This window comes from Salinivibrio sp. IB872, assembly GCF_001995345.1.
Taxonomy (GTDB): domain Bacteria; phylum Pseudomonadota; class Gammaproteobacteria; order Enterobacterales; family Vibrionaceae; genus Salinivibrio; species Salinivibrio proteolyticus.
In genome coordinates, this window is sequence record NZ_MUFO01000042.1 from 1 (window position 1) to 25,594 (window position 25,594).

General features: G+C 48.8%; 25 protein-coding genes. 13 read left to right on the plus strand and 12 right to left on the minus strand.

Annotated elements, in window-relative coordinates; all coding sequences use genetic code 11:
* Positions 1–233: 233 nt before the first annotated feature.
* Genes BZJ18_RS14025 through BZJ18_RS14035 form a run of 3 tightly spaced genes read right to left on the minus strand, consistent with a single transcriptional unit; the run spans position 234 to position 2,930 of the window.
* Positions 234–1,028: an ABC transporter ATP-binding protein gene (locus BZJ18_RS14025; protein WP_077457656.1), complete on the minus strand. Its 795-nt coding sequence runs from the start codon at positions 1,026–1,028 to the stop codon at positions 234–236.
* Positions 1,025–1,936 (minus strand): ABC transporter permease, encoded by a 912-nt coding sequence (locus BZJ18_RS14030; RefSeq protein WP_077457658.1) that lies wholly within the window; start codon positions 1,934–1,936, stop codon positions 1,025–1,027. Before BZJ18_RS14030 ends, BZJ18_RS14025 begins: the two co-directional genes overlap by 4 nt.
* 25 nt (positions 1,937–1,961) lie before the next feature.
* Positions 1,962–2,930, minus strand: coding sequence for an ABC transporter substrate binding protein (locus tag BZJ18_RS14035; RefSeq protein WP_077457660.1), 969 nt, complete (start codon positions 2,928–2,930; stop codon positions 1,962–1,964).
* Positions 2,931–3,440: 510 nt separating this feature from the next.
* On the opposite strand from BZJ18_RS14035, the gene nhaD reads away from it, so the two are divergent.
* Positions 3,441–4,871, plus strand: a complete 1,431-nt coding sequence (gene nhaD, locus BZJ18_RS14040) for a sodium:proton antiporter NhaD (RefSeq protein ID WP_077457662.1) — start codon at positions 3,441–3,443, stop codon at positions 4,869–4,871.
* A 103-nt stretch (positions 4,872–4,974) separates the two neighbouring features.
* Here nhaD and BZJ18_RS14045 read toward each other — a convergent pair whose 3' ends face one another.
* From BZJ18_RS14045 to BZJ18_RS14060, 4 genes are read right to left on the minus strand one after another with little or no spacing between them, the layout of a single operon-like run.
* Positions 4,975–5,415, minus strand: a complete 441-nt coding sequence (locus BZJ18_RS14045; protein ID WP_077457664.1) for a universal stress protein — start codon at positions 5,413–5,415, stop codon at positions 4,975–4,977.
* Between the two features lie 21 nt (positions 5,416–5,436).
* Positions 5,437–6,720 carry a TRAP transporter large permease gene (locus BZJ18_RS14050; RefSeq protein ID WP_069588401.1) on the minus strand — a complete coding sequence of 428 codons (1,284 nt, stop codon included), beginning with the start codon at positions 6,718–6,720 and terminating at the stop codon, positions 5,437–5,439.
* A 12-nt stretch (positions 6,721–6,732) separates the two neighbouring features.
* A complete protein-coding gene (locus tag BZJ18_RS14055) occupies positions 6,733–7,308 on the minus strand; it encodes a TRAP transporter small permease (protein WP_069588399.1) in 576 nt (191 codons plus the stop codon).
* Between the two features lie 57 nt (positions 7,309–7,365).
* On the minus strand, positions 7,366–8,388 hold the full coding sequence (locus BZJ18_RS14060; protein ID WP_077457666.1) for a TRAP transporter substrate-binding protein: 1,023 nt from the start codon (positions 8,386–8,388) through the stop codon (positions 7,366–7,368).
* An 847-nt stretch (positions 8,389–9,235) separates the two neighbouring features.
* On the opposite strand from BZJ18_RS14060, the gene BZJ18_RS14065 reads away from it, so the two are divergent.
* The 9 genes from BZJ18_RS14065 (at position 9,236) to BZJ18_RS14100 (ending at position 19,181) form a co-directional block, all read left to right on the plus strand.
* On the plus strand, positions 9,236–10,939 hold the full coding sequence (locus tag BZJ18_RS14065; RefSeq protein WP_077457692.1) for an AMP-binding protein: 1,704 nt from the start codon (positions 9,236–9,238) through the stop codon (positions 10,937–10,939).
* 27 nt (positions 10,940–10,966) lie between these two features.
* Positions 10,967–11,128, plus strand: coding sequence for a hypothetical protein (locus BZJ18_RS17310; protein WP_157893159.1), 162 nt, complete (start codon positions 10,967–10,969; stop codon positions 11,126–11,128).
* A gap of 97 nt (positions 11,129–11,225) precedes the next feature.
* Entirely contained in the window at positions 11,226–11,699 is a 474-nt protein-coding gene (locus BZJ18_RS14070; RefSeq protein ID WP_077457668.1) for an HIT family protein, read from the plus strand.
* Between the two features lie 67 nt (positions 11,700–11,766).
* A complete protein-coding gene (gene ppiC / locus BZJ18_RS14075) occupies positions 11,767–12,048 on the plus strand; it encodes a peptidylprolyl isomerase PpiC (protein WP_069588393.1) in 282 nt (93 codons plus the stop codon).
* A 361-nt stretch (positions 12,049–12,409) separates the two neighbouring features.
* Positions 12,410–13,372 carry a GGDEF domain-containing protein gene (locus tag BZJ18_RS14080; RefSeq protein WP_158011291.1) on the plus strand — a complete coding sequence of 321 codons (963 nt, stop codon included), beginning with the start codon at positions 12,410–12,412 and terminating at the stop codon, positions 13,370–13,372.
* A 369-nt stretch (positions 13,373–13,741) separates the two neighbouring features.
* Entirely contained in the window at positions 13,742–15,271 is a 1,530-nt protein-coding gene (locus BZJ18_RS14085; RefSeq protein ID WP_077457672.1) for an ABC-F family ATP-binding cassette domain-containing protein, read from the plus strand.
* Positions 15,272–15,411: 140 nt separating this feature from the next.
* Complete coding sequence (locus tag BZJ18_RS14090; protein ID WP_241824982.1) at positions 15,412–16,062, plus strand: hypothetical protein; 651 nt, start codon at positions 15,412–15,414, stop codon at positions 16,060–16,062.
* Positions 16,059–16,817: a DUF3307 domain-containing protein gene (locus BZJ18_RS14095; RefSeq protein WP_077457676.1), complete on the plus strand. Its 759-nt coding sequence runs from the start codon at positions 16,059–16,061 to the stop codon at positions 16,815–16,817. Before BZJ18_RS14090 ends, BZJ18_RS14095 begins: the two co-directional genes overlap by 4 nt.
* A 204-nt stretch (positions 16,818–17,021) precedes the next feature.
* Positions 17,022–19,181 carry a S9 family peptidase gene (locus tag BZJ18_RS14100; RefSeq protein WP_077457678.1) on the plus strand — a complete coding sequence of 720 codons (2,160 nt, stop codon included), beginning with the start codon at positions 17,022–17,024 and terminating at the stop codon, positions 19,179–19,181.
* 108 nt (positions 19,182–19,289) lie between these two features.
* Here the strand turns inward: BZJ18_RS14100 and BZJ18_RS14105 are convergent, their stop codons facing one another.
* On the minus strand, positions 19,290–20,057 hold the full coding sequence (locus tag BZJ18_RS14105) for a siderophore-interacting protein (protein WP_077457680.1): 768 nt from the start codon (positions 20,055–20,057) through the stop codon (positions 19,290–19,292).
* Positions 20,058–20,223: 166 nt separating this feature from the next.
* Between BZJ18_RS14105 and BZJ18_RS14110 the strand changes: the two genes are divergently transcribed.
* The 3 genes from BZJ18_RS14110 to BZJ18_RS14120 all read left to right on the plus strand — a co-directional run bounded on the left by BZJ18_RS14110 (position 20,224) and on the right by BZJ18_RS14120 (position 22,173).
* Positions 20,224–20,607 (plus strand): cytochrome b562, encoded by a 384-nt coding sequence (locus tag BZJ18_RS14110; protein ID WP_077457682.1) that lies wholly within the window; start codon positions 20,224–20,226, stop codon positions 20,605–20,607.
* A 37-nt stretch (positions 20,608–20,644) separates the two neighbouring features.
* Entirely contained in the window at positions 20,645–21,376 is a 732-nt protein-coding gene (locus BZJ18_RS14115) for a lipoate--protein ligase family protein (RefSeq protein ID WP_443216514.1), read from the plus strand.
* Positions 21,377–21,441: 65 nt separating this feature from the next.
* On the plus strand, positions 21,442–22,173 hold the full coding sequence (locus BZJ18_RS14120) for a glutamine amidotransferase-related protein (RefSeq protein WP_077457686.1): 732 nt from the start codon (positions 21,442–21,444) through the stop codon (positions 22,171–22,173).
* Positions 22,174–22,266: 93 nt separating this feature from the next.
* Here the strand turns inward: BZJ18_RS14120 and pcp are convergent, their stop codons facing one another.
* The 4 genes from pcp to BZJ18_RS14140 form a co-directional block, all read right to left on the minus strand.
* Positions 22,267–22,911 carry a pyroglutamyl-peptidase I gene (gene pcp, locus BZJ18_RS14125; RefSeq protein ID WP_077457688.1) on the minus strand — a complete coding sequence of 215 codons (645 nt, stop codon included), beginning with the start codon at positions 22,909–22,911 and terminating at the stop codon, positions 22,267–22,269.
* An 87-nt stretch (positions 22,912–22,998) separates the two neighbouring features.
* Positions 22,999–24,138 carry a peptide-methionine (R)-S-oxide reductase MsrB gene (gene msrB / locus BZJ18_RS14130; RefSeq protein ID WP_077457690.1) on the minus strand — a complete coding sequence of 380 codons (1,140 nt, stop codon included), beginning with the start codon at positions 24,136–24,138 and terminating at the stop codon, positions 22,999–23,001.
* Positions 24,139–24,256: 118 nt separating this feature from the next.
* On the minus strand, positions 24,257–24,967 hold the full coding sequence (locus BZJ18_RS14135; protein WP_077457694.1) for an LrgB family protein: 711 nt from the start codon (positions 24,965–24,967) through the stop codon (positions 24,257–24,259).
* 6 nt (positions 24,968–24,973) lie between these two features.
* The gene (locus tag BZJ18_RS14140) at positions 24,974–25,405 is read right to left on the minus strand and encodes a CidA/LrgA family protein (RefSeq protein WP_046075946.1); all 432 of its coding nucleotides are present in this window, start codon (positions 25,403–25,405) and stop codon (positions 24,974–24,976) included.
* Between the last annotated feature and the right edge of the window lie 189 nt (positions 25,406–25,594).

The following is a 25,594-nucleotide window of genomic DNA, read 5'->3' on the forward strand; positions in this document are numbered from 1 at the left end:
GAATAAACTCGAAGTCGATGGCACGGTCGATTTTACGAACAAGATGGTCTTTGGGAACAAGTTGTTCCATCGTCACCATTTCAAGTTCATATTGGTGTGGAGAAGGTTCTTGAAGCATACCGGAGCATCCCTATTGCGACACTCCTATTAGATCAAAGGTCTAGCTCGAAAGCTAGACCTTTGTCAGCAGTCTGAAGCGCCTAGAGGGCGCCTTATGGTTTAGTAGGTGTGGGTTAGCTGAGGAGCAAACTGTCGTCTGCTAGTGTCTCGCCGCGCACTTTATTGAACATCTCAAGCAGATGTGGCACATCCATGTTTTTGCGCTCATCGCCATGCACATCAAGCACTATGTTACCTTGGTGTAGCATCACGGTACGGTCGCCGCAGGCAAGGGCATCTTTCATGGAGTGGGTGACCATCATGGCAGTCAGATTAAATTCGTTGACGATTTTTTTCGTTAAATCAATCACGAATGCAGCCATGCGAGGGTCGAGCGCGGCAGTGTGCTCATCCAGTAACAAGAGTTTGCTTTCCGACAAGGTCGCCATGACCAAACTGACCGCTTGGCGTTGTCCACCGGAGAGCAAACCAATACTGTCGCTCAACCTGTCTTCAAGGCCTAAACCTAAAATCGCGATCCTTTCTTGAAAGAGCTTGCGGCGCTTGTCACCGAGCGCACGTGTCCAGCCACGTCCTTTACCGCGACGATAAGCCAGTGCAAGGTTTTCTTCAATGGTCAGCGAGGCACAGGTGCCTGCCAGCGGATCTTGAAACACACGGGCAGCAAGGGTGGCGCGTTCATGAACGGCTTTCTTAGTCACGTCGACGCCATCAATATTGACGCTTCCCCCGATCATTGGCGTCTCGCCGGTCACCGCTCCGAGCAGTGTTGATTTGCCTGCGCCATTAGAGCCGATAATGGTGACAAACTCTTTTTCTGGAATCGTCAGGCTTACGCCACGTAAGGCGCGGTTTTCAAGCACAGTACCGGGGTTAAAGGTCACTTGAATATTGGCTAATGAAATCATTCCGACACCTCTGCCTGCTTGGCGCGTTTTGATTTTTGATACTGCYGACGCATTTTAGGCGCGATAAGCGCGACGGCGACCAGTACTGCAGTAACCAGATTGAGGTCCGAGGCTTGCAAGCCAAACATACCACTAGATAGCGCAAAGGCGACGGCGAGACGGTAGAGAATCGAACCAACAATAACAGCAACCACTGCCACCCACACTTTGCGGCCCGGTATCAGTGTTTGGCCTAAAATCACAGCAGCAAGACCAACTACAATGGTGCCGACCCCCGAAGTAACATCGGCAAAACTATTGGTTTGTGCAAATAGCGCCCCAGCAAAGCCGACAAAGGCGTTGGATAGGGCTAAGCCAAAATACGTGTACATGGCGGTACTGCCGCCCTGTGCCTTAACCATACGAGGATTGACCCCAGTGGCGCGTAGGCCGAGACCAAAATCACTGGCGAGTAAGCGGATCACCAACAAACCACTGATAATCACCAAAACACCGACTACGAGGGGACGCAGATAGACAGGTGCAATACCCAGCTGTTCGAATGGGGTAAGAATTGTTTCCTCACCCAACAAGGCGATATTCGGCCGGCCCATAATACGAATATTGATCGAAAAGGCGGCAATCATTGTCAAAATGCTCGAGAGCAGATTGAGGATACCGCACTTCACCGTCAAAAACGCCGTCACCAAGCCGGTGATCCCACCGGCCAGAATAGCGACTGCGGTAGCAAACCAAGGGTTGTAGCCTGCGACGATAAGGGTGGCCGCCACCGCAGCGCCCATCGGGAAGCTGCCATCAACGGTAAGATCGGGAAAATCAAGCACCCGGAACGTCAGATAAACCCCTAAGGCGACCAAGCCATAGATAAGGCCTACTTCCAAGGTGCCAAAAAAAGCAATGGCAGTCATTCACTACTCCTAAGACTGATACTGACTAGTCTTGAATACGCGCGGCACGATCCAAAATTGTGTCGGGAACCGTGATGCCAAGTCGATTGGCTGCTGCACGATTAACGGCTAAGTCAGAGCCAAGCGCGACTTTGGCCGGCAGTGAAGACACGGGTTTCCCTTCCAGTACCGCAGCAACATAATCGGACGTTTGCACACCGACGGAGTAGTAATCAAAGCCGAGCGCTACCACGGCGCCGTTAGGGATATACGATGTCGATCCGCCAATCACTGGGGTATTAGCAGAATTAGCCGCTGCGATAAGACCATCGATCGCGCTGGCAACGGTATTATCGGTTGGCGCATAAATCACATCCGCTTGGGTGGCCACAACTTGCGCAGCAGATTGAACATCGGCACTTTTTAGCGCTGTTCCTTCCACAACCTTAATGCCTTGAGCATTTGCGGCTTCACGAAGTAATTCGACTAAGGTGACGGCATTAGCTTCCCCTGGATTGTAAACCACCCCAATAGTGGTGAGTTCGGGGAGTAACTCTTTGGCCAATGCAACGTGTTGAGCGACAGGAGAGAGGTCAGACAGACCCGTTACGTTGCCACTCGGTGCGTCCATGTTCTTGACCAGTTTCGCCCCCACAGGATCGGTAACGGCGGTAAAAATAATTGGGATATCTTTGGTAGCGGCAGCCAGTGCTTGCGCGGAAGGCGTCGCAATGCCAACCAACACATCAGGTTGTTCGCCAACATATTGACGAGCGATTTGAACGGCAATAGCCGGGTTACCTTGCGCTGTTTGATATTTAAAATCTAGATTTTCACCCGGCGTATATCCTTTGGCTTTCAACCCATCGAGTAGACCGTTTCGCGCGGCATCAAGCGCAGGGTGCTCGACAATTTGGGAAACCGCAACTGTCGCGGTTTCTGCCAGTGCCGTCACAGAGACGCCAACAGACAGCGCGGCAGCGCAGGCCAATGTGGCGAGTTTAGGTGCTTTCATAGTGACTCCCTTCTTCTCATCATGCATGCCATGGGTGGTGATCAAGCAAGGATGTTAGATTGCGATGTTGTGTGTTAGTTAAAATATGGGTTTTGTTTTTATAGCAATTGAATTTATTTGCTTTTTATTCATACTTAGTCGTTTTTTGCTGACGATGACAGCGTATGTCGACTAGTAAGTTGATATTATTAAGCTTGACAGTAAGCAATGTCATCTCTTTTTTGCCGATTCACCTCGCTTAAAGATAGACGTTCACGCCACATTTGTTAATATTATGTTTGCTTTTGTGCTGCTGCGCGGCAAATGAGCAAAATAAACGATTATGAAAACCCGTTGAGTGCAAAAGCGTGCGCTGTTTGAGGTCTTTTTCGAGGCTGCGAATCGTGTCACGACAGGGCGCTGACAGGTATTTATCCCCTATCGATATAGGGTTTTAGACGACACGGCCGACTAGGCCGGTTTTTTATGCAATGTAGAAAAGTTAGGTAATGAATACTTGGAGGCTCAAGGATGAAGCGTTTGGTTGTGGCACTGGCGGTAGTTTCGCCGAGTGCATTTGCCGCTACGACAGGACAAGGACTGGATTTAACCCAGAACTGGGTAGGCTATGCCTCTTTAGCCATTTTTGCCGTGGCTTACAGCTTGGTGATGCTAGAAGAAAAGCTTCATCTGCGTAAGTCAAAGCCCGTGTTACTGGCGGCGGGGTTAATCTGGTTGCTAATTGGATATGCGTATTCTCAATGGGGAGATATGGCCCCCGCGCATGCGGCGCTTGAGCACAACCTCCTTGAGTATGCAGAGCTACTGCTATTTTTGCTGGTGGCGATGACCTATATTTCTGCGATGGAAGAAAGGCGTCTATTTGATGGCTTAAAAGCGTGGATCCTAAGCAAAGGTTATGACTTACGTACCTTGTTTTGGATCACTGGGGTACTTTCCTTCTTTATTTCTCCCATTGCGGATAACCTCACAACGGCACTATTGATGTGTACGATTGTGCTAAAAATCGGCGGTGACAACCCTCGCTTTGTGAACCTCGCGTGTATCAATATTGTGGTTGCCGCGAACGCAGGAGGCGCCTTCAGTCCCTTTGGTGATATCACCACACTGATGGTTTGGCAGGCGGGCAAAGTGACCTTTGCTGAGTTCGGAGCTTTGTTCATTCCATCTGTGGTCAACTACGTGATCCCTGCTTTTATTATGTCACTGTTTATCCCACGGACGCAGCCGGATGTAATGCAAGAGCACGTCGAGCTTAAGCGTGGCGCGCGTCGTATTATGGTGTTGTTTTTACTCACCATTGCCACCGCGGTTGCGTTCCATGGCTTTATTCACTTCCCACCGGTGATGGGTATGATGATGGGCCTCGCGTATCTACAGTTCTTTGGCTTTTACTTGCGTCGCACCCTACCGCGCTCATTGGCACGTAAACGTGCGATTGCGGAGGCGAAGAATGATGAAGCGGCATTGCGTCGCTTGGGCTCAGTGGTGCCTTTTGATGTGTTTCGTCGCATCTCCCATGCGGAGTGGGACACCTTGCTTTTCTTCTATGGGGTCGTGATGTGTGTCGGGGGACTTAGCTTGATTGGTTACCTCACCATGGTCTCAAACGTCATGTATCTGCAGTGGGATCCTATCTGGGCGAATAGCTTAGTTGGGGTGCTATCCGCGGTGGTCGATAATATTCCTGTGATGTTCGCAGTATTAACGATGAGCCCAGAAATGTCGCACGGAAACTGGTTGTTGGTGACATTAACGGCCGGTGTTGGCGGCAGCTTGCTCTCTTTGGGGTCAGCCGCAGGGGTGGCATTGATGGGACAAGCGCACGGCAAATACACCTTCTTTGGTCATTTGAAGTGGGCACCAGTCATTATGCTGGGGTATATCGCCTCTATCGCTGTGCATTTAGTGCTTAATAGCCACTACTTTCATATTCAATAGCTGATAAGTTGGCATCATAGAAAAACGCCGCTATCCAATAGCGGCGTTTTTCTGTTTAGCGTAAGGGATTGTATTGTGCGGTGAAGCAAAAACCATCATGGCGTTAGACGACCATCGTGGGGCAGTGGGCGCGCCCAGCCACGCGATGAGACACACTGCCAAGGAACATGCCGTCTTTATCTGAATGCGTCCCATGTGCCCCCATCACAATCAAATCTACCTCTTTGCTTTTGGCAAACTTAATGATGGTTTTAGAGGGGCGACCGCCTTTTACAAAACCACGTACATTTTCGCCACCATTTTCAAGCGCATGTTGCTTGGCTTGCTCGACGATGTTACGTGCGTATTCGCTCAGGGTTTGATCTGGGATTTGTAATCGATCAGGACGCACCATTGATAGCGATGCTTCAAACAAACTGTGATGCTTAAACACACACAAAAGATACAACTCTGCACCGGTGAGTTGTTGAATTTCTAACGCTTTATCCAATGCGTTCAAGGCTGAAAAAGAGCCATCAACCGCAACGAGTATTCGTTTAAACATCCAGTTACTCCTGTTGTTAGGTTATCCAAACGCGATATCACGCAGGAATAACGCAATCTGAGGGAACATCACCAGCAGTGCGGCAGAGAGAAGCAGCATCGCAATAAAAGGGCCTGTCCCACGGATAACTTCCCAATAGGGTTTTTTGAAAATCGCAATCGCGGTAAAAATATCGCAGCCAAAGGGTGGTGTTGCTGAACCAATCGCGACTTGCAAGGTGATCACTATCCCCACATGTACAGGATCAAGACTAGTGGCTTCTATCGCAGGTGCAAATATAGGCGTTAACACCAAGATAACCACAATGGGGTCTACAAACATGCAGGCGACGAAGAAGGCGATAGAAATTGAGGCAAGGACACCCATAGGGCCCATTTGACTAATCCCTACGGCTTCTAGAATGGTTTGCGGGATTTGTGCGAATGAGATAATCCAAGAGAATCCATTACCGACCCCCACCAAAATGAAAACCACCGCAGTGATAAGGCCGGTTGAGCGCGCGATGGTAAAGACATCTCGACTGCTTAATGATCGGAATACCCCAAACTCCAAAATCATCGCATAAAGTACACACACGGCAGCCGCTTCGGTGGGACTGAACACACCGCCATAAATCCCTCCCACAATAATTAATGGGAACATCAGTGGCCAGAGCGCTTTCCGGGTAGCCTGCATACGCTCTTTCCATGTGGCCTTTGGCTCAGTCGGCACTTTATTGACCGTCGCGTAATAGAGGCAGTACAAAGAGAAAAAGCACAGAATCATCAAACCAGGRCCAATCCCCGCGATGAATAGCTCGGCAATCGAGGTTTCGGAGATCACCCCATAGATGATCATCCCGATACTTGGCGGGATCAAAAAGGCGATGTCACTCGAGTTAATAATCAGCGCGAGTGAGAAAGAGTCGCTGTATCCGGCGCGCAATAATTTAGGACGTAAAGCTGAACCCACCGCGACCACGGTCGCTTGGGTGGAACCCGAAACGGCGCCGAACAGCGTACACGAGGTTGCCGTACTGATGGCTAAGCCGCCACGAATATGGCCGATAAACGTCATGACCATATCTATCAAGCGTGAAGCCGATTGACCACGAGTCATAATGTCTGCAGCAAGGATAAACATGGGCACAGCAATCAAAGACGCTGGGCGGATGCCGCCTAACACTTGTTGGATAAAGGTATCCATTTGACCGACGCCACCAAACATCATGTAAAAACCAGTTAAGGCGGCAGCCGTAAGGGGAATCATCATCGGAAAGCCAAGCACGAGCAAGACAATCATGATGAACATTAAAGTCAGGGCCATAAGAGTGCCTATTTAAACTTCACTTTCAGTCTCAGCGTAACCGTCAAGCACGCCGGCGGAGAGGTAAACATCTGGAGCGGTTAGATTTTTATAAACGGTTAGCCCGTATTGGATCCCTGTGATGACAAATCCAAGGGGAACCCAGATATAGATCCACCAAATTTCAAAACCGAGGGCGGGCAAAATACGGCCTCGGTCGTATACCGAAACGATGTATTGATAAGAAAAATATGCGAGAACCAGCATAATCAAGCCAGTCACCAACGCGATAGTGATCATTAGGATCTTACGTCCCTTAAACGGCAGAGTGTCGTAAAGGGCGGACATACGAATATGTCGGCCATGGCGAGCGGCATAGCCAATCCCCGCGAATGTGATCAGAATGATGAGAATGCGGTTTATCTCACCGGAAAAGAACAGCCCTTGACCAAAGCCAAAACGCGCTACAACGTTCACGCAGGTATTGAGCGCCATTAACAGCACGCCTGCGGCGAGCATAAACGACTCGATTTTGCAGATCAGGGTGTCCAATTTACCAAGAAGGCCGGGAAGCTCTGAGTGATAAGTGAGAGAGTCGGAATCGGTCATTACGTATTCCTCAAAATAAACAGGCACCGCAAGGCGCGGTGCCTGAACAACTGACAACTAGTTAGTAACGGCTTCGAGATCTTTCTTAAATTGATTAAGAAGGGCTTTGCCGCTTTCGCCGGTCATTTCATAGAAGGTTTCTTCAACCTGAGGTGCACGTGCTTTGAACTTAGCGATTTGCTCATCCGTCAGGCGTGTGACAGTCACGTCGTCGCTCGAAGCTTGAATTTTCTCCAATGACTTCTCAGCAAGGCCACGGATGTGTTTCACCGTTTCGTTGAAGGCATAATCAGCTGCGTCACGGATCATTGCTTGATCGTCTTTCGACAATCCGTCAAAGAAGTCTTTGTTTGCCATGGAGGCAGTGGTAAACCAACCGTGGTGCGTGAAGATCAGGTTCGGCGATACTTCGTACAAGCCGCCTGATTCAATCCAGAAAATCGGGTTTTCTTGGCCTTGGATCATATTGGTTTGGAGTGCGCCATATACTTCACCCCATGGCAATGGCGTTGGCGTTGCACCAAAGGCTTCATAGGTTGATGAAAGCAGTGGGTTAGTCATGACGCGGATCTTCTTGCCTTTCAGATCGGCCGGCTCAGTCACAGGCTCGTCGGCAGTCATGACCATTTCGCCCTCAGGGTACATCTTGAGTAGCTCAAGGCCTTGCTCTTCATACAGTTTCGGGAAATCCTCATTCACTGCCTTACTCTGACGGAAGAACTCAATCACGGTTTCCATGTTGGTTGGCATCAGATAAGGGATGAAGAAAATTTGTGCCTCTGGGATCAATGAGCCAGTAAAGCCCGGCGATTGGTTAACAAATTGAAGAATACCGGCTTGGGTTTGCTCCATGATGTCATCAGACTYACCCAGCTCGCCGAAGCGATAGATTTGCAAAGAGTGTTCAGAGTTATCTTCGATGTATTCCTTAAACTTGTGTGCATACACGTCTTGTACGTCACCTTCATACTCTTCGTGCGCATAGCGCCAAGTATCGGCGCTGGCTAGGGCTGAAAAGCCAAGCGCAGCAGCAACGCATGAAACCGCAGTCAATTGCTTAAGATGGCTATAAATGGACATCGTGTCCCTCCGATATGTGGTTTAGCTTTCACTCGTGGTTAACGAGAGTGTGATTAAGATCTTTTTCTCACTTGACGAGTTGGCACTTTGTGCCTGTCTCTCCTATACCCGTGGAAGCATCTGCCGATGTTTTTGGCCACCAGACAGACTATCCCAACAACTTAAACATCAGAGCTGTAATTATTAAAGTCAGATGAATTTTGGCGTGTTTGCACTGTGACTGAGATCTTGTTTTTGCATCAAAAGAGAAAATCTCAGCGCAAAATTACAGCGATTCACTGAAGGAAACCAGGTTTATTCAGGGGGTTGCGGTCATGTAACAACACGGCAGATAATTGGATGGTGTTTTTTTAATAAAAGATATAGAGACAGCAGTAAATAAAAATCTACACCAGTGGTCGTTAATTGAACAATTTTGATTATAACACTAACTAATCTGTGATGGTTGCTTGGTATAGGCATCGGGCATTACTAAGTGCAGAGGTGAGAAAATTCATTCGGCCATGTAACTCCTTTCCTCAAAGCGGTGAACGATACGTAAATTTCACGCTGTTTGAATGCCGTTTCTAGCTCAGTCAATGAGTATTCAATGGAAGGTTGGTATATCACAATGTTCTGAGCTTCCCACAACGCACTCCATCTAGTTACGTATCACTTCTAATCCTATGGACTTTGATTTCACTCATTAATGTTAACTTAATGTTATCAATATGTTGCTTTGTGATGGTTGGTATGTTTAGTATGGCTAGGAATTAATGCTGTATTGGAAAGAAAGTTAGGCTTTTAATGAGCGTCACACAATTCATTGATGGAACTGCATTGGCAGCTTTTTAAGGAAGAATTACTCATGACTGACTACCGCACCCCTTTGGACCAGTTGCAAATAAATGTCAGGCAACACCCTGATCGAGTCTGGCTACATCAACCTGTTGATAGGCAATGGTATACTTATACTTGGTCAGAAGCTGACGCGTCTGCTAGGAGGGTCGCTAAAGGTTTACTTGAAATCGGTCTAGTGGCGGGTGATAAAGTATCGATCATCGCTAAAAACTCAGCAGAGTGGTACATCTGCGATTTAGCAATCATGATGGCTGGACTTATCAGCGTACCTATCTATCCAACCGCCAGTGCGGACAATATCAAGTATGTGATTGAGCACAGTAGTGTTAAAGCTATATTCATCGGCAAACTCGATGATAGTGAAGATCTTTGTCAAGCCTTACCCGACTCTTTGATCACTATTGCTATGCCAAATTCCAAAGTCGATTGTCAGCTTGACTGGTACGCGTGGTTGTCAAAATTAGATCCGCTTGTAGAAGTCAATAAACCTGCGCTCAGCGATACCTTTTCTATCATCTATACCTCTGGCAGTACCGGACGGCCGAAAGGTGTTCTGCTCAGTTATTTGAATGTTGCATCTTCTGCCATTTCTGGTAGTGAAATTTTTTTTCAGCCAGATGACACACGTGTGATGTCCTACTTACCTTTAGCGCACATCACAGAGCGCTGCGTGGTTGAGCTACCTTCGATCTACAATCCTGCTGAAGTCTTTTTTACTGAATCTATCGAGACCTTCATTGACGACGTTAAGTACGCTCGTCCAACTGCTTTTCTTTCGGTACCTAGACTATGGACGAAATTTCAGTCGAAAATTTTGGCAAAAATGCCGAACAATCGTTTGCAATTTCTACTTAAAATTCCCTTTGTTGGTCAACTCGTGGCGAGAAAAATACGCGAGAATTTAGGTCTGCAAGAGTGCGTATTATTTGGATCCGGCAGTGCCCCCATCTCTCCTGAAGTCCTGCTTTGGTTCCACAAAATTGGTATCAGTATTGGTGAAGGGTGGGGGATGACCGAAAGCTCAGGCCTGTCGTGTAGCAACGTACCATTTGATCTTAATCACCTAGGTACCATTGGAACGCCGCAACCTTGTGTCGAAATGAAGTTATCGGACGAAGGAGAAGTATTGATTAAAGGCGATGCAGTATTTACCACTTACTACAATGACGAAGTAGCGACTCAAGCCGCCTTTGAAGATGGTTGGTGTAAAACCGGAGATAAAGGAGAGTTAAAAGCTGACGGTTCTTGGAAAATCATTGGCCGGGTTAAAGAGCAGTTTAAGACTGGCAAAGGCAAGTATGTATCACCGGTACCTATTGAAAGTAGCTTAGGACGAAATCCGGACATCGAACAGGTATGCGTGATTGGCGTTGGTCGAAAACAACCGATTGCACTTATTGTTTTAGGTGAAGGTACCCACGGTCATACTTCTCATGTAAGAAAAGAGCTTAAGGAAACATTAATAAAGGTAAACCAAGAGCTTGAAGCGCATGAAAAGCTGGATCATTTAATCGTGGTGGAAGAGCCTTGGAGCATCGAAAACGGCCTGTTAACCCCGACGTTGAAACTGAAAAGGGATCAAATTGAGCAACGTTACCAGTACTTACTCAGTTTAAACCTGCCCTATAAAGTGATTTTAGAGAGCAAAGTTATTAATACAAACAATGACTCTAAACTTGTTCATGCCAAGCGAGTTTCCGCTAACGCTTAAATCAGCCGCGCAATCTACGGAAAAATCATGTCTCAGCTATTAATCAAAACAGACAACTTAGCTAAGTTGTCTGTGAACAAACACAACGATGCATTCCGCTTTTTCAACTGGCCCGACCAAATTGAGGATAACACATGGTGGCAATCGCCTGATGTGTTAAGCGTCAGCCTGAATGCAATGGAGCATTAAGTTTCTTAAGAGCGTACTTTGCAGCTGCCGATGAACAGCAGCGGAAAGTTAGATTGCTGTGCGATATCTGAACAGTTAAGAGCGATGGAGGAGTGCTGTGGCAAGCCATGACGCATGTATTATTTGTGCGATTAATAGTGATAAGGTAGAACATTATCGGGTTGCTGAGAAAAATGGACTAAAAGCTGTACTAGACATTTTTCCCATCACCGAAGGTCATGTCCTGATTCTGAGCCGCAGTCACGCCTCGCACCTTGAGCAACTCTCTGCGCAAGAACATACCGAGTTATTTCAATTTGCACATCAAATCGGCAAGCGGATGTTTGACGTGATGGATGATGTGAGCGATTACACCTTGGTCGTTAACAATGGTCATGATGCTGGGCAACATATTCCCCATGTTCATATTCACCTGATCCCGCGACGCAAAGGAGACAGATTACGTTTTTATTGGCGACTCATGACGCGATTTATCAACCCATTGGGTGGTAAGAAACGTGTCCAGCAGTTAGCGGAGTGGCAACGAAGGTGGCGAATGCACGGTAATTATACGGACGGCTCAGCGAGATAAAATTCAGTCCCCTTTAATGACTGGATTCGTTATAATCGCGGGCTTTTGTGGCAAGTAGGGTGGCATCATGGCCAAAAAAGCAGCGGCGTTGCACATACTGGTGAAAGATAAAACGCAAGCGACAACAATTCTCGCTCAGCTCAAACAAGGTGCGAATTTTCAGGCGTTGGCGAAAAAATACTCGCAATGCCCATCGGGAAAACGCGGTGGAGATCTGGGCGAATTTCGTCGCGGCGATATGGCTCCCTCTTTCGACAAAGCGGTATTCAATGGCGAATTATTGCGTCCTCTTGGGCCAATAAAAACCAAATTTGGTTGGCATATTATTAAAGTGTTATATCGCAACTAGTCGGTATGCGTTACGCCTTGCGATAAGCACTCGGTGACTGAAAGCGTGATAGAAGTTAACGTATAGAAATTGATATCGCGCACATCGATTGCCCCAAGCCGCCACTGAGAAAGTGGTACAGTAAGATCATACCTTGAATAATGTCCACCTTATGTTTGAACTCGATGCACCAACACTCCTTATAACGCTGACGGCAACCCAATGGCTGCTAGCAGGTTTTTTGTTGTTACAAAACCGTCAAGAACCTGGTATCAATGGGTGGGCGGTATCTCTATTTATCCATGGTTTTAGCAATCTTGTCTTATTTGCTCGTCCGTACCTTCATCCCTACATAGACATCGTTTTTTATAATGCCTGTGTCATGATGGCATTTTCGTTTAGCCATTGGGCGCTGGGAAAAATTTTTGCGCGCGACGTACCGCGTTGGCAGTTGGTGCTACCTGTTCTTCTGTCCGTGGTATCGATGTCGTCATACCTTGATGACATCGGGAGTCGTGTGATTTACGCCAGCTTGATCGTTAGTATGCAGTTAGGGCTGATGACTCAAACCATTGTGAGTAGTACGAACACAGGCGGCCAGCGTCTAAAGCGTTGGCTCATCTTGGTAATGGGTGGATTCAGTGTTGCCTATTTAGGTAGGGCAATGTTTGCATATTTCTATCCTGATCTATTTACGCAACTGCTGGGCACCTCGCTATTACAAGCAGGGCTGATTTTGTCGGGCATCGCCTATAGCGTGATCAATACCCTAATTATCTTTCTTTATAAGCTAGAGCGAGTGTACGAGAAGCTCCACCACGAAGCGACTCGAGATAGCTTAACTGGACTGTTTAATCGCCGCGCCTTTTTGTCGAGAGCCAAACGGCGTGTTGATACAGCCGCTTTCCCAATCAGTGTACTGATGATCGATTTGGATGATTTTAAAACCATTAACGACTCATTTGGCCATTCTATTGGTGATAAGGTGCTGATCTATTGTGCTGACGTTTTCGAACAAGTAGTGGATGATCAAGGGATTGTTGGACGTTTGGGCGGAGAAGAATTCGCGGTCTTGGTGCCTTATTGTGACAGTGCCAATGCGCAACAGTTATCGGCAGAACTACTCCGCGCGGTTCAAAACAGCGGCTCAGCGCTTGAAATGAGCTTGTCTGCCAGCATAGGAGTAACGACGACCTCCGAGGCGGTGGATATCGACGGTTTGTTAGCCCAAGCCGATGATGCGCTTTATCAGGCGAAGCATGATGGAAAAAATACCTTTAAAGTGTACGTCTCGGCACTGGAAAGTGTCTCTCATGACGCAGAGCATATACCTAATATCGCTTGATGTATGCATATCTAGATTCCATGCACAAAATTGACTTCACCGATGAGGTTCATTATTCTCCGACGCTCATGTTGATATTTCAACTCTCTATTATGGCTTATATTCTATTTAAGAACTTCGTAAGAAGGCTTGGCTCCGCGCAAATACACGATGAAGTGTTGCTCGGAGCTTAACATCACATCTTCATCAGGTATTGCCATGCGTACTCTTCGCAGGGCTTCCAGTATCTGATGTAAAGACGCGATAGAGAGTGAGGCCGGTGATGCTCCATCACCGGCCTTTTGCATTCTAATCACAGGAGAATGCATTCATTTTAATGATGATGAAAGGCCGGTACTTGTTACCGGCCTTTTTTTATGGAAAAGAAACATGAGTTTATTAGTGATTGAAAACATCTGTTTTCAAATTGAGGAAAAAGTGTTGTACCAAGGTGCGAGCGTGGTGCTACATCATGGTGAACATGTTGGCGTGACGGGTGTGAACGGTGTGGGGAAAAGTACCCTGTTGAAAATGCTGCAAGGGGAACTGCTGCCGGATAGTGGCGAGATTGTTTGGCAACCGAATATCCAAGTCGGTTATTTAGACCAGCATTTAACGATCGACCCAACACTGTCTATCTATGACTTTATGGCGTTGGCATATCGCGATCTTGTGGAGGTTGAGCGAGCGTTAAATGCTATCTACGCATCGATGTCGGTGGACACGTCAGACGCGGTGCTTGCCAAAGCGGCACGACTGCAAAGCCAATTAGAGGCACAAGATTTTTACCGTATCTCTCATCGTATTGAACAGGTAGCGGCTGGGCTGGGTATCGCGCCGTTGGGCATGCAAACCGCAATGGGCCAGTTAAGTGGCGGTCAACGGCATAAAGTGATGTTGGCAAAGTTACTGCTTGAACCAGCCGAAGTGATGTTACTCGACGAGCCGACGAACTTCCTCGATGCTGAGCACGTTGCTTGGTTGGCGGAGTTTCTTAATCACTATACGGGTACCTTTATGGTGGTGTCGCATGATGAGGCTTTCCTTGAGTCGATCACGACAGCGATTGTTGATATCGACCAGAGCAAGATACGCAAATACAAAGGATCGTATCAGCAAGCGATGGCACAAAAGGCGCAGCAGAGTGAAACACGGCACAAGCAATACCTCGCACAGCAGAAAAAAATGGATAAGTTGGCCACCTATATTCGCAAGAACGGCGCAGGTGTGAATGCGCGTATTGCCAAGGGGCGCAAGAAACAGCTTGCGAAAATGGTGCCGATTGAAAAAAAACAGACGCGTGAGACGGTAAGCTTTGCGTTCCAATACAAACCATTACGGTCGCAACATGTATTGGCCGCCAAGGGGTTGCAGATTGGCTATCGAACGCCGCTTTTGCCGCCGTTATCACTTCAGATTCAACGGGGCGAAAAAGTCGCGATTATTGGCTTCAATGGCTTGGGAAAATCGACATTGTTAAAAACCTTATTGAGAGAAATCCCTGCACTACGGGGCCAGATTGACACGGCAAACGGTATACAGTGGGGATATTTTGAGCAAGGCTTACACTGGCGCTTTCCGGAAAGCTCTCCGGTTCAGGCCGTGTGTGGGGTAGGCCAGCTCACAGATAAAACCGCGCGCCAGAAGCTGGCTGAATGTGGTCTCAGTGGTAAAAAGGCGGTGCGGCCATTGCATACATTGAGCGGGGGTGAGCAAACCAAAGTAAAGCTTTGTTGTTTAGCCGTGATGGCAACCAATGTACTGGTGTTGGATGAGCCCACCGCACATCTTGATGTCGATGCAAAAATGGCGTTGCAGCACGCCCTTAAAGCGTATGCAGGCACCGTAATTGTGGTTTCTCATGAGCCACAATTTATCGAGCACTGGCCGGATAAGGTGATCGATATGACCCAGCTTTAGTCGCTAACGCGTCAGTAACTGCCACGTCAGTAACGGCGAGGTCGCGTGATGCGGCCTCGCTTATTTTTTGCTATTTATGGGTAAATTTGTGTTTTTTGCTAAAAAAGGCTAAATTTGACGGAGTTGGTTAACAAGGATGAATGATGGCGACAGAAAGCAAGGCACCCATTGCGGTGATCAGTGGCGACTTGGTGGATTCGACTGCCTTAAATCGAGATGAGTATGAGCGAGTACTGGCGGAAATCAAAACCATACAAGCCCATATATCGCAAGCGCATTGCGCTAATCAGCACAGCATTATACGCGGTGATGAGTTTCAATCTGTGATCCATGATGTGGCGAACGCGCTTCACTATGTCGTGATGTATCGTGTTGCTATCAAAGCACTGGGAAAACCGTTTGATTGTCGCATCAGCTTTGCGATTGCCGAGCAAGCTGATTTGCGTGAGGCGGTGTCAGAGTCAATGGGACAGGCGTTTGTGCTATCTGGTCGTGGCTTAAAAGCAATGAAAAACCAGCGGCTGGCTTTTTTCTGCGCCAATACCGATCTTGAAGACAGATTTGCATTGCTGATCCATTATCTTGACCGGCAACTCAGCGATGCGACGTCTCGTCAATGCGAAATGATGTTGCCTTTATTACAGCGCGATCAACCACTCCCGTATGGCGAGTTAGCGKCCGCACTTGGGGTCGCGAATGCAACCGTGAGTAAGTCCCTTAAAGCGGCGGGCTGGGGGCTTATCGAGGCATTGTTGGCCGAGTTTCAGCAAGCCGTGGGGGCACACGTATGATGGCCTTCCTTTCTTTGCTGGTTCCCTTGTTACTGACTCATCTTATTTATGATTTCTATCTACAGCCTACGAATTGGTGGACGAAATCGACACCACGCGCGCGAATAGTGGATTGGGCGGTGGGACCGCTCCTCTACGGTTTATGTTTACTGGTACCTGCGGTGTTTTGGACTCAAACCGTCTCGCCGCTATTGGGCGTATTGGCGGTTGGCATAATCACCAAGCGCGTAGTGGCTGTGCTTGATGGTCAACTTGTCGCTCAGTCATCACTGGCCCGTTTTACGGTGAGCCAAGGCATACACCTTTTGGTACTAGGGCTCATTGCCCTGAGTTTTGTGGCGCAGCCACCTTGGGTTGGGCTGACCGAGATGCCTCTGTTTAGCGAGATCGTCGTGATTGGCACGGGCTATTTATTGATCTTAAAGCCGACATCAGTATTGATTGGTCATGTTTTACAGCGCTTTACGGTCACGTTAGACTCATCCTCTGATCATCAACATGATTATCATGGCCTCGTAGCTGCGGGGGCGTTGATTGGCTATTTAGAGCGTATCTTGATCCTGACCTTTACCTTACTTGGCAGCTATACCGCTGTCGGTTTTGTGCTGGCAGCTAAGTCGATTTTTCGTTTTGGTGAGCTGACGCGGTCTGCGGATCGCAGCCTGACCGAATACGTTTTAATTGGTTCGTTATTGTCGGTAGTGATCACGACATTAGTGGGCGTTGTGATCACGCAAAGCCTTACTTTGCTTTAATTACCCTTTTATGGCTAAAAAGTAAGAATTAGCCGTTTTAAGCTTAAATGACGGACTGGTATTAAGAAACGATGCGTCAGTCAGTCGTTTGGCGAACGATAAAAAGGACACTATTTATTGGAACTTGCTTGATGCCCTCAGGTCAGTAATAGGATGCTTGCTTGTTAAATTACTGTTATGGCTAAATAAACCTGAAGGAAAAGTATGTCCCGACACATTTTACTCACCGGAGCACTGGCGGTGTCTTTGCTCTCAGGGTGCAGTTTTCAAGGAGAGTCACACGTGAAAGCTTCCAGCCCAGGCGAACTGAGTGCGCCTGTCGCGAAAAAAATCCCTCATGAAATGACCATTCACGGCGACACGCGCGTGGATAACTACTATTGGATGCGTGACGATGCACGCCAAGATCCCGATGTGATCGCCCATCTTAATCAAGAAAACGCCTATGCCGATCAGGTGCTCGCGCACACTGAGCCAATGCAGGCCAAACTATTCGATGAAATCAAAGGGCGTATCGTCAAAGACGACGCCTCGGTTCCCGTCAAAAAAGGCAGTTATTTCTATTCCAGTGAGGTGGAAGGCGATAATGAATATCGCACTTACGTGCGTGCGAAAGACTTTGCCGGCACCGACAAAACGGTAATTTTGGATGTCAACGCGCTCGCGAAAGGGCATGAGTTTTACAGCATTGGCCAACTCAGTGTCAGCCCAAACGAAAACCTATTAGCCTATGGGGAAGATACCCTTAGCCGCCGCGTTTATACCATTCAAGTTAAAGACCTCACCACCGGTGAGTATCTCGATGATAAAATTGAAGGCGCCTCGAGCAGTATTGTGTGGCAGAACGACAACCAAGCCTTCTACTACATCAAAAAAGATCCGCAAACCTTGCTGGGATATCAGGTATATCGCCACCGTTTGGGCACCCCACAATCCGCTGATACGTTAATTTACGAAGAAACGGATACCAGCTACTACACCGGCTTGAGTAAAAGCAAAGACGGTGAGCAGATCTTTATTTGGCACTCCAGCACTGAAACCAGCGGCGTATCGCTCGTGGATGCCAATGATCCGAATGCCACCGCCCAAGTGTTTTATCCGCGAGAAACTGGCATTGAATATGACGTGGCGAAGCGTGGTGAGTGGTATTACATCTATACCAACTATCAAGCAGTCAACTTCCGCTTGATGAAGGTACACCAAAGTGAGCGTGACGATCGCAGCCAATGGCAAGATGTGATCGCGCCAAACGATAAGGTGCAGTTGGTTGATTTTACGCTATTTGATAACCACTTGGTGTACGAGCAGCGCGAGAATGGCTTGCCGCGTACCACAGTGCGTAACCTCACCACTGGGGAGGAATATCAGCTCACGTTTAACGACTCGGCTTATGCGTCCTACCTGACCGGCAATGCTGAAATGGATAACACCGCGGTGCGCGTGTATTACACCAGCTTGACCACACCGGGAACCTATTACGAGTTTGACTTGGCATCGGGCGAGCGTGAAATGCTCAAACAAAACCAAGTGCTGGGTGATTTCAACCCGGACAACTACCAATCCGAGCGGGTGATGATCACCGCACGTGATGGCGCGCAAGTGCCTGTGTCTTTAGTGTACCGTAAAGATCGCTTCAAAAAAGATGGCACCAACCCGCTCTATCAATACGGCTATGGCTCCTACGGCGCGACCATGGATCCCATGTTCTCTACCACGCGTTTAAGCCTGTTAGATCGTGGCTTTGTCTTTGCTATTGCTCATATTCGCGGCTCTGAAATGCTGGGACGCCCTTGGTATGACGATGGCAAAAAACTCAACAAAAAGAATACCTTTAACGACTTTATTGATGTGACTAAAGCGCTGACCGCGCAGGGCTATGGTGATAAAGACAAGGTGTTTGCCGTTGGTGGTTCAGCCGGTGGCTTGTTAATGGGAGCGATCATCAACCAAGCGCCAGAGTTGTATTTAGGCGTGGCGGCGCATGTGCCGTTTGTGGATATTGTCACCACCATGTTGGATGAGTCGATTCCACTGACCACCAACGAGTATGACGAGTGGGGCAACCCGAATGACAAAACTTACTACGAGTACATGCTTAGCTATTCACCGTACGACAATGTCAGTGCGCAAGATTACCCCAACTTGCTGGTCACCACAGGCCTGCATGACTCACAAGTGCAGTACTTTGAGCCAATGAAATGGGTCGCAAAACTGCGTGAACTCAAAACCGATAACCATACATTGGTGTTTAAAACCGATATGGAAGCCGGCCACGGCGGCGCATCGGGACGCTTTAAGCGCATTAAAGAAGATGCATTGGAATATGCCTTCTTCTTTGATTTGCTCGACAAGCAGGGTAAGTAATCAAAGGGTAACCCTCTGAAACGAGAAAAGCGCCGATAGTGGCGCTTTTTTTATGCGGGATGAGACGCGATAAACACGCTCAGTGCAGGTGAAAAAAGATGCTTAGGCTTACTGATTGTTCTCCGCATCTTCACGCTTGATCACCTTGTGGCCTTCTTCGGTCACGCCATTTTTCCAATAGCTGCTGATGTAGATAAACTCGCGCTCAACATCACGATCGTTACGGAAGTATTGGCGCAGTGCGCGCATGCTTTCAAACTCACAGGCACACCACACGGACACTTGCCCGGCTAACCAAGGCTGTGCTTTTACCGTCTCGGCCAACGTCGGGGTGGTCAGCCAAATAATCTCCATCCCCGCGGGGGCGTCGAGTGGTTGAGCATCCTCTGCAGTATCGAGCTGGATCACTGCATAACCTTTGGCATCGCGAGGTAAGATCTTGATCTTGGCCGATAGTGCCGGCAACGCGGTCATATCGGCCGCCATAAAGAACCAATCCGCATCGCGATTAATCGGCGCAATCGTCCCAGGGCCGGCAATATTAATGGTATCACCCACTTGGGCATTCAGAGCCCAGCGCGCGGCAAAACCACAGTCGGCTTGCTCGATTTGGTGGCGAACCATATCCACTTCAATTTGCTGCTGGCTAGGCATAAAGCGGCGAATGGTGTAGGTACGCATTACGGGGCGCTCGCCTTCTGCTAATCCGCTCAGATCGGTGCTTCCCGCTTTATCAAACAGTAACTTGATATAGCCGCCTTCACACTCTGCAGGGAACGCCGAGAAAGCGTCGCTTTGTAAGGTCAAGCGTTGCATATTAGGTGTGACGGTTTGGGTATCAATAACGTGAGTGAGGTGATAGTTCGGCTGTTTCATATTTTCTAACTTAAAATCATTATCATTTACAATTAATCATACCATTCGGATGCGGGATGTGTAAGTGCTTTACATTGTTTTACGCTTCTATACTAGGCAATACCCTGAGAAGTGAGTAAGATACAGACGCATTATTATTACTAAAAAACAATCACATGGAGCAAAAATGAAGAAAGTCATACTCACGGGCGCGATGGCGGTGCTGCTGTCGTTGAACGTGTCAGCCTCTGAGCTCAAGCCGATCATGAAAGAAATGAAAATGACCTTTAAAGAGGCGGCGAGCGCACAAAATATCGAAGCCATGCAAGCCCCGGTTGCGAAATTAGAAACCCTGATCGCGCAAGCTAAAGCGGGTAGCTATCCACCGGAAAAAGTAGAGACCTTCATGGAAGGGTTCGATAAGCTGGCGGTGACAGTAGAGGAAATTGATGCCGCGCTGAGCGAAGGCGACCTTGATAAGGCGCAACAAGGTTTGCGCCAAATTGATGCTTTACGTGAAGAGTACCACGACAAACGCAACCCAAGCATTTGGCAGCGCTTATTCGGTTAATCGCGCAATCAGTGAACGTGACGATAGCGAGGGTATGATGGCGACTCAAAAAACGATTCTGCGTTATCCCTCGCTGTCGGTAGCATCTGCATTTGAGAAAGAACAGGCGTTGATCCACCGAGTAGAGCAGGGTGAACTCAACGAGGCATTACTGCTTTGGCAGCCAGATGCGCAAACCTTGGTGCTGCCAGCAGGCCAAAAATGGCCCCAAACGCCTGAATTGCGTCGCGCCCTATCAGCGTTAGGTTGGCAAATACAGAGCCGCCGAACAGGCGGGGCGCCGGTGCCGCAACTACCCGGCGTGATTAACGTGTCTTACCTGACGGTGTGGCCGAATAACACCCCTTATCATATCCAAATGGCGTACCAGTATTTTTGCACCATTTTACAGTCTTTTTTCCATCAGTTAGGCATTACGACCACGGTGGGTGACACGCCCGGATCGTATTGTGATGGTGACTACAACCTCAATATTGCCGGCAAAAAAGTGGTGGGAACCGCCCAGCGTATTCTGCATTTAGGTGCGGGTGCAGGCAAACAAACCGTAATGCTGGCACAAGCGTGTCTGCTGATTGATGCCGATTGCCAACATATTGTTGCCCCTGTATCGCTGTGTAATCAGCTTTGTGGTCACCCCGATCGCATTGAGGCCGAGGTGCATACCCCCTTGTCGGCGCACTTAGGTGAATTGCCGACAACCGAACAACTGTTTCAGTTGTTGACTCAAGCGTTTATAGCAAGGCCACCACTCGTGGTGGGCAAGGCTTGAGGCCGCGGCTCAATATAGCATGCTTTAGCACAATCGTGCCTAAAACAAATCCCAAGGAGAGAGGAATGCGCGTCCATCTTGTTATTCACGAGGCGTTTGAAGGCCCAGGAGCCATTTTAGATTGGTGTGACGAGCGTGCCTATCATGTGACCACCAGTCATTTGTATCGGGGCGAGCCGTTGCCAGAAAGCGGTGAAGGCATTGACCTGCTGGTGGTACTCGGCGGGCCGCAGAGTCCAGATACGCCACAGTCTGAGTGTCCGCATTTCGATAGCCAACGCGAGCAAGCGCTGATTAGGCAGTGTATCGAACAAGGCAGTGCGGTAGTAGGGATTTGCCTCGGGGCGCAATTGATTGGTGAAGCCTTGGGCGCACCGTATCAGAAAAGTCCTGAGCCCGAGATTGGCTACTTCCCCATCCAATTAAGCGAGGATGGCCACATCGACGAGCACATTCCGCACTTCGCGCCGCAAGAAATTGTGGGTCATTGGCATAATGATATGCCGGGGCTAACACCCAATAGTCGTGTACTGGCCAGTAGCGAAGGTTGCCCGCGACAGATCGTGAAGTACGGACCACGGGTGTATGGCTTTCAATGCCATCTTGAATTGACGCCGCTGGCGGTTGAAGGCTTACTGCACGCCGCCTATCCAGAGGGCGAGGCCGCTAACAAGCGCTTTATTCAAGACCCTGCCTCCATTCGCGCCTTTGATACGGCACCGATGAATGCGCACTTGTTTGCCTTTCTCGATAGCGTGCTAACCGACAACGATCTCGTCACTGAGTGGCTGTTCTAAGCAATTAGGTTAGGAGCACGGTAACCGCCACAGTGCTCCGCCTACTAAGCGCTATTGTTTGAGCGTCATCGTCTGAGCGCCATCTACCGCGTGTTAGTGCAACATTCCTTCACACACGGCGGTGACATCATCATCCAATAAACTCAACTCGATGGCTATCTTCATTGCTGCCACCACATCACTTACCGGCATGCTCGGGGCGCGGTGTTTGCACGCTTGTGCTGGGCTGTAGGGAATATGAATAAAGCCGGCGCGTACCTCGGTGTGATGAGCCAGCGCATGCATCAAGCCATAAAACACGTGGTTACACACAAAGGTGCCCGCGGTGTAAGAAATACTGGCAGGATGATGCGCTTCGTTTAACGCGTTCACTAAACGGTTGAGCGGCAAGGTAGAGAAATACGCAGTGGGCCCAGATGGCACCACCGGCGTCCCATGCGGCTGCTTACCGGCGTTGTCGGGAATGGGCGCGTCCTGATAATTGATCGCGACCTTCTCCAAGCTTATCTCAGCGCGACCACCGGCTTGGCCAAGAGCAATCACCATCACCGGACTGAGCGATTCTAGCGCGCTGTGTAACGTCGGTAAGCTGTCTGCAAAGGTGCAGGGAAGACGCACAGCTTTGACGATGCACTCCTCATTAGGCTGCCAGCCTTCTAATGCTTTTGCCACTTGCCAAGACGGGTTATCGCTCTCGCCGCCGAACGGTTCAAATCCAGTTATCAATATCGTGTGCATCCAATGCCTCGCGTAAAAAAGCGGTAGAGCTATACTCTACCGCAGGTTTACAAGCCAATCACGCAAAGGACGTACGCAAAGGAAGATTTATTCAAACAGGTAGAGGTAATTCTCATAACCTGCCTCGGCCATTTTATCGACGGACACAAAGCGCATTGCGGCTGAGTTCATGCAATAACGCAAGCCGGTGGGTGCGGGACCATCCTCAAACACATGGCCAAGGTGCGAATCGGCGACTTTGCTGCGGACCTCGGTGCGCGTGTAGAACAGGGAGTTATCCGGCTTGGTAACCACATACTGCTCATTAATGGGCTGTGTGAAGCTCGGCCAGCCGGTACCGGATTTGTATTTATGAGTGGATGAGAACAGCGGCTCGCCCGAAACGATATCCACATAAATCCCCGCTTGCTTGTTGTCCCAATACGGGTTTTGGAACGCGGGTTCAGTGCCATCTTCTTGGGTGACTTCGTACTCTATGTCTGACAACATCGCGCGGATTTTTTCATCCGAGGGGCGCGAGTAGCGGTTATTCGTTGATGTCTTATCCTCCGCTTTTTGCGCATCTATCATCTCTCGCAAGGTGACCGGGTTGTCTTTGCGATCGTCACCAAAAATCTCGTCCAGATACTGGTCACGCCCTGATGCATAGCGATAGTAGCTATAGCGAATGCTGTGGTTTTTGTAGTAATCCTGATGATAACTTTCTGCTGGCCAGAATTTCTCAAACGGGATTAACTCGGTTTTCAGCGGCTTTTTAAACACGCCTAACGCTTCAATTTCCGCCATAAAATCCGCGGCAATTTGCTTTTGTGTTTCAGAGCGATAAAAGATCGCGGGACGATATTGTGGGCCACGGTCAACGAACGAGCCTTGGTCATCGGTGGGGTCGATATGACGGAAAAACTGATCCAGCACCTGTTCATAATTCACGACGTTAGGATCATAGGTGACATCAATCACCTCAATATGCCCACTGGTGCCGGACGAAACCTCTTTATAGGTGGGATTTTCAAGCTCACCGCCTGAGTAGCCAGACACCACATCAATCACGCCGTCGAGCTTTTCAAGATCAGATTCTGTACACCAAAAGCAGCCGCCCGCAAGGGTCGCTTTTTGGTAGCCTTGGTCTGTGGTGGCGGTATCTTTCACCGCCGCATAACTTGCTATCGATAGCAAACTGAACGCTGTAAACGCGATAACGCGCCACATTGACTTGTGCTGTTTCATGATCGCCTCGTTATTGGGGTTGGTGAGGATAAAGACCTGCGCGCCAAGCAGAAACTTTCATCCTCCCACTTTTCTGTTGTTACAGATAACGTAGCGCAGAAAAGCCCTTAGCGATCACCTACCAAAGCAGCTGACCCAACACAGGGGCAAGCAACACAGTGACCATGCCAGCAATCATCATTACCACACTCGACACCACCCCTTCGGCATGGCCTATCTGATAGGCTTTAGCGGTGCCTGCTCCGTGTGCTGATGCGCCCAAACTTGCGCCGCGTCCTAAGCGCGAGCGAATCGCAATCACGGTCAGAATACTTTCACCAATCGCCATGCCAATCACCCCAGTGAGAACCACAAACAGCGCGGTGAGATCACTTTGCCCGCCAATCGCTTTGGTGGCTTCGACGGCAAAAGGGGTAGTAATTGAGCGCATCGCCAAACTACGTTGCAGCAGTTCAGACAGCTCAAACACCCGCGCTAGCACCACAGTACTGGTAATCGCGACCAGCACCGACACGGTGACACCGATTGACAGAGATAACCAATGGCGGCGGATGAGCGCGCGGTTATCATACACGGGGATCGCAAACGCCACAGTCGCTGGGCCCAGCAGCCACAGCAGCCAGTACGATTGCGCCATGTAGTCTTGATACGGAATATTAAACCCGACTACCACCGCGACAATCAGCAAGGGCGCGAGCAACAATGGCATCACCAGAATGGAGGGATGACGGCGATACAGCCATTTGCTCATGTAATAAAAGCCAAGAGTCATTAAAAAGCAGGTAACGCTTAATAACGAGGCGTGAAGCCAAGGAGGTAAAGCAGACATCATGGCTTAGCACTCCGGTTTTAAATCAGGATGATGCGTATGGTGATGGTTACTGCGGCGGCGCGCCATTTTAACCTCAAAACGATACACCTTATCGACCACCCAAGCGGTTGACGCAATCACCATCGCGGTACTTAGAATCAGGACAACCATGATCTTACCGCCTTCTTGCAGCAATAAATCTTGGTAGTTGACCACCGCCACCACCGCCGGCACAAAAAACAGCAACATCTCGGCTAACAGCCACGCCGCCCCGCGGCGCAACCAATCGGCACGGACAATTTTCAACATTAATGCGCCTAACAACAGCAACATACCGGTGAGGTTGGCCGGTAGTGGAATAGCAAAGGTTGTGACCAACCAATCAGACAAAAACCAAATGCCTGCTAAGACAAAGACTTGCAGTAAGGTAAGTAAGGCGTTTTTAATCAATTGCATCGAAGGCGTGCCAAGAATCTGTGAGATGGCTCATAGTTTACGTCTTGGCAGAGAGTGAATAAAGTGACTTTTTTTTATTTAAACTATGCCAAAATGGCATTAATTATTGAGCGATAAAGCTGCGTTAGCGACGAACCAGTCCCGTGATAATCAGTTTTCGTCATGCATGCCTAGCACTAAAAGTGAAAC

Excerpts from the sequence above, each read along its gene's own strand:
- BZJ18_RS14025 (WP_077457656.1), bottom strand. The coding sequence starts at position 1,028 with ATGATTTCATTAGCCAATATTCAAGTGACCTTTAACCCCGGTACTGTG.
- BZJ18_RS14035 (WP_077457660.1), bottom strand. The coding sequence starts at position 2,930 with ATGAAAGCACCTAAACTCGCCACATTGGCCTGCGCTGCCGCGCTGTCT.
- nhaD (WP_077457662.1), top strand. The coding sequence starts at position 3,441 with ATGAAGCGTTTGGTTGTGGCACTGGCGGTAGTTTCGCCGAGTGCATTT.
- BZJ18_RS14045 (WP_077457664.1), bottom strand. The coding sequence starts at position 5,415 with ATGTTTAAACGAATACTCGTTGCGGTTGATGGCTCTTTTTCAGCCTTG.
- BZJ18_RS14055 (WP_069588399.1), bottom strand. The coding sequence starts at position 7,308 with ATGACCGATTCCGACTCTCTCACTTATCACTCAGAGCTTCCCGGCCTT.
- BZJ18_RS14065 (WP_077457692.1), top strand. The coding sequence starts at position 9,236 with ATGACTGACTACCGCACCCCTTTGGACCAGTTGCAAATAAATGTCAGG.
- BZJ18_RS17310 (WP_157893159.1), top strand. The coding sequence starts at position 10,967 with ATGTCTCAGCTATTAATCAAAACAGACAACTTAGCTAAGTTGTCTGTG.
- ppiC (WP_069588393.1), top strand. The coding sequence starts at position 11,767 with ATGGCCAAAAAAGCAGCGGCGTTGCACATACTGGTGAAAGATAAAACG.
- BZJ18_RS14080 (WP_158011291.1), top strand. The coding sequence starts at position 12,410 with ATGATGGCATTTTCGTTTAGCCATTGGGCGCTGGGAAAAATTTTTGCG.
- BZJ18_RS14085 (WP_077457672.1), top strand. The coding sequence starts at position 13,742 with ATGAGTTTATTAGTGATTGAAAACATCTGTTTTCAAATTGAGGAAAAA.
- BZJ18_RS14095 (WP_077457676.1), top strand. The coding sequence starts at position 16,059 with ATGATGGCCTTCCTTTCTTTGCTGGTTCCCTTGTTACTGACTCATCTT.
- BZJ18_RS14100 (WP_077457678.1), top strand. The coding sequence starts at position 17,022 with ATGTCCCGACACATTTTACTCACCGGAGCACTGGCGGTGTCTTTGCTC.
- BZJ18_RS14105 (WP_077457680.1), bottom strand. The coding sequence starts at position 20,057 with ATGAAACAGCCGAACTATCACCTCACTCACGTTATTGATACCCAAACC.
- BZJ18_RS14110 (WP_077457682.1), top strand. The coding sequence starts at position 20,224 with ATGAAGAAAGTCATACTCACGGGCGCGATGGCGGTGCTGCTGTCGTTG.
- BZJ18_RS14115 (WP_443216514.1), top strand. The coding sequence starts at position 20,645 with ATGGCGACTCAAAAAACGATTCTGCGTTATCCCTCGCTGTCGGTAGCA.
- BZJ18_RS14120 (WP_077457686.1), top strand. The coding sequence starts at position 21,442 with ATGCGCGTCCATCTTGTTATTCACGAGGCGTTTGAAGGCCCAGGAGCC.
- pcp (WP_077457688.1), bottom strand. The coding sequence starts at position 22,911 with ATGCACACGATATTGATAACTGGATTTGAACCGTTCGGCGGCGAGAGC.
- msrB (WP_077457690.1), bottom strand. The coding sequence starts at position 24,138 with ATGAAACAGCACAAGTCAATGTGGCGCGTTATCGCGTTTACAGCGTTC.
- BZJ18_RS14135 (WP_077457694.1), bottom strand. The coding sequence starts at position 24,967 with ATGTCTGCTTTACCTCCTTGGCTTCACGCCTCGTTATTAAGCGTTACC.
- BZJ18_RS14140 (WP_046075946.1), bottom strand. The coding sequence starts at position 25,405 with ATGCAATTGATTAAAAACGCCTTACTTACCTTACTGCAAGTCTTTGTC.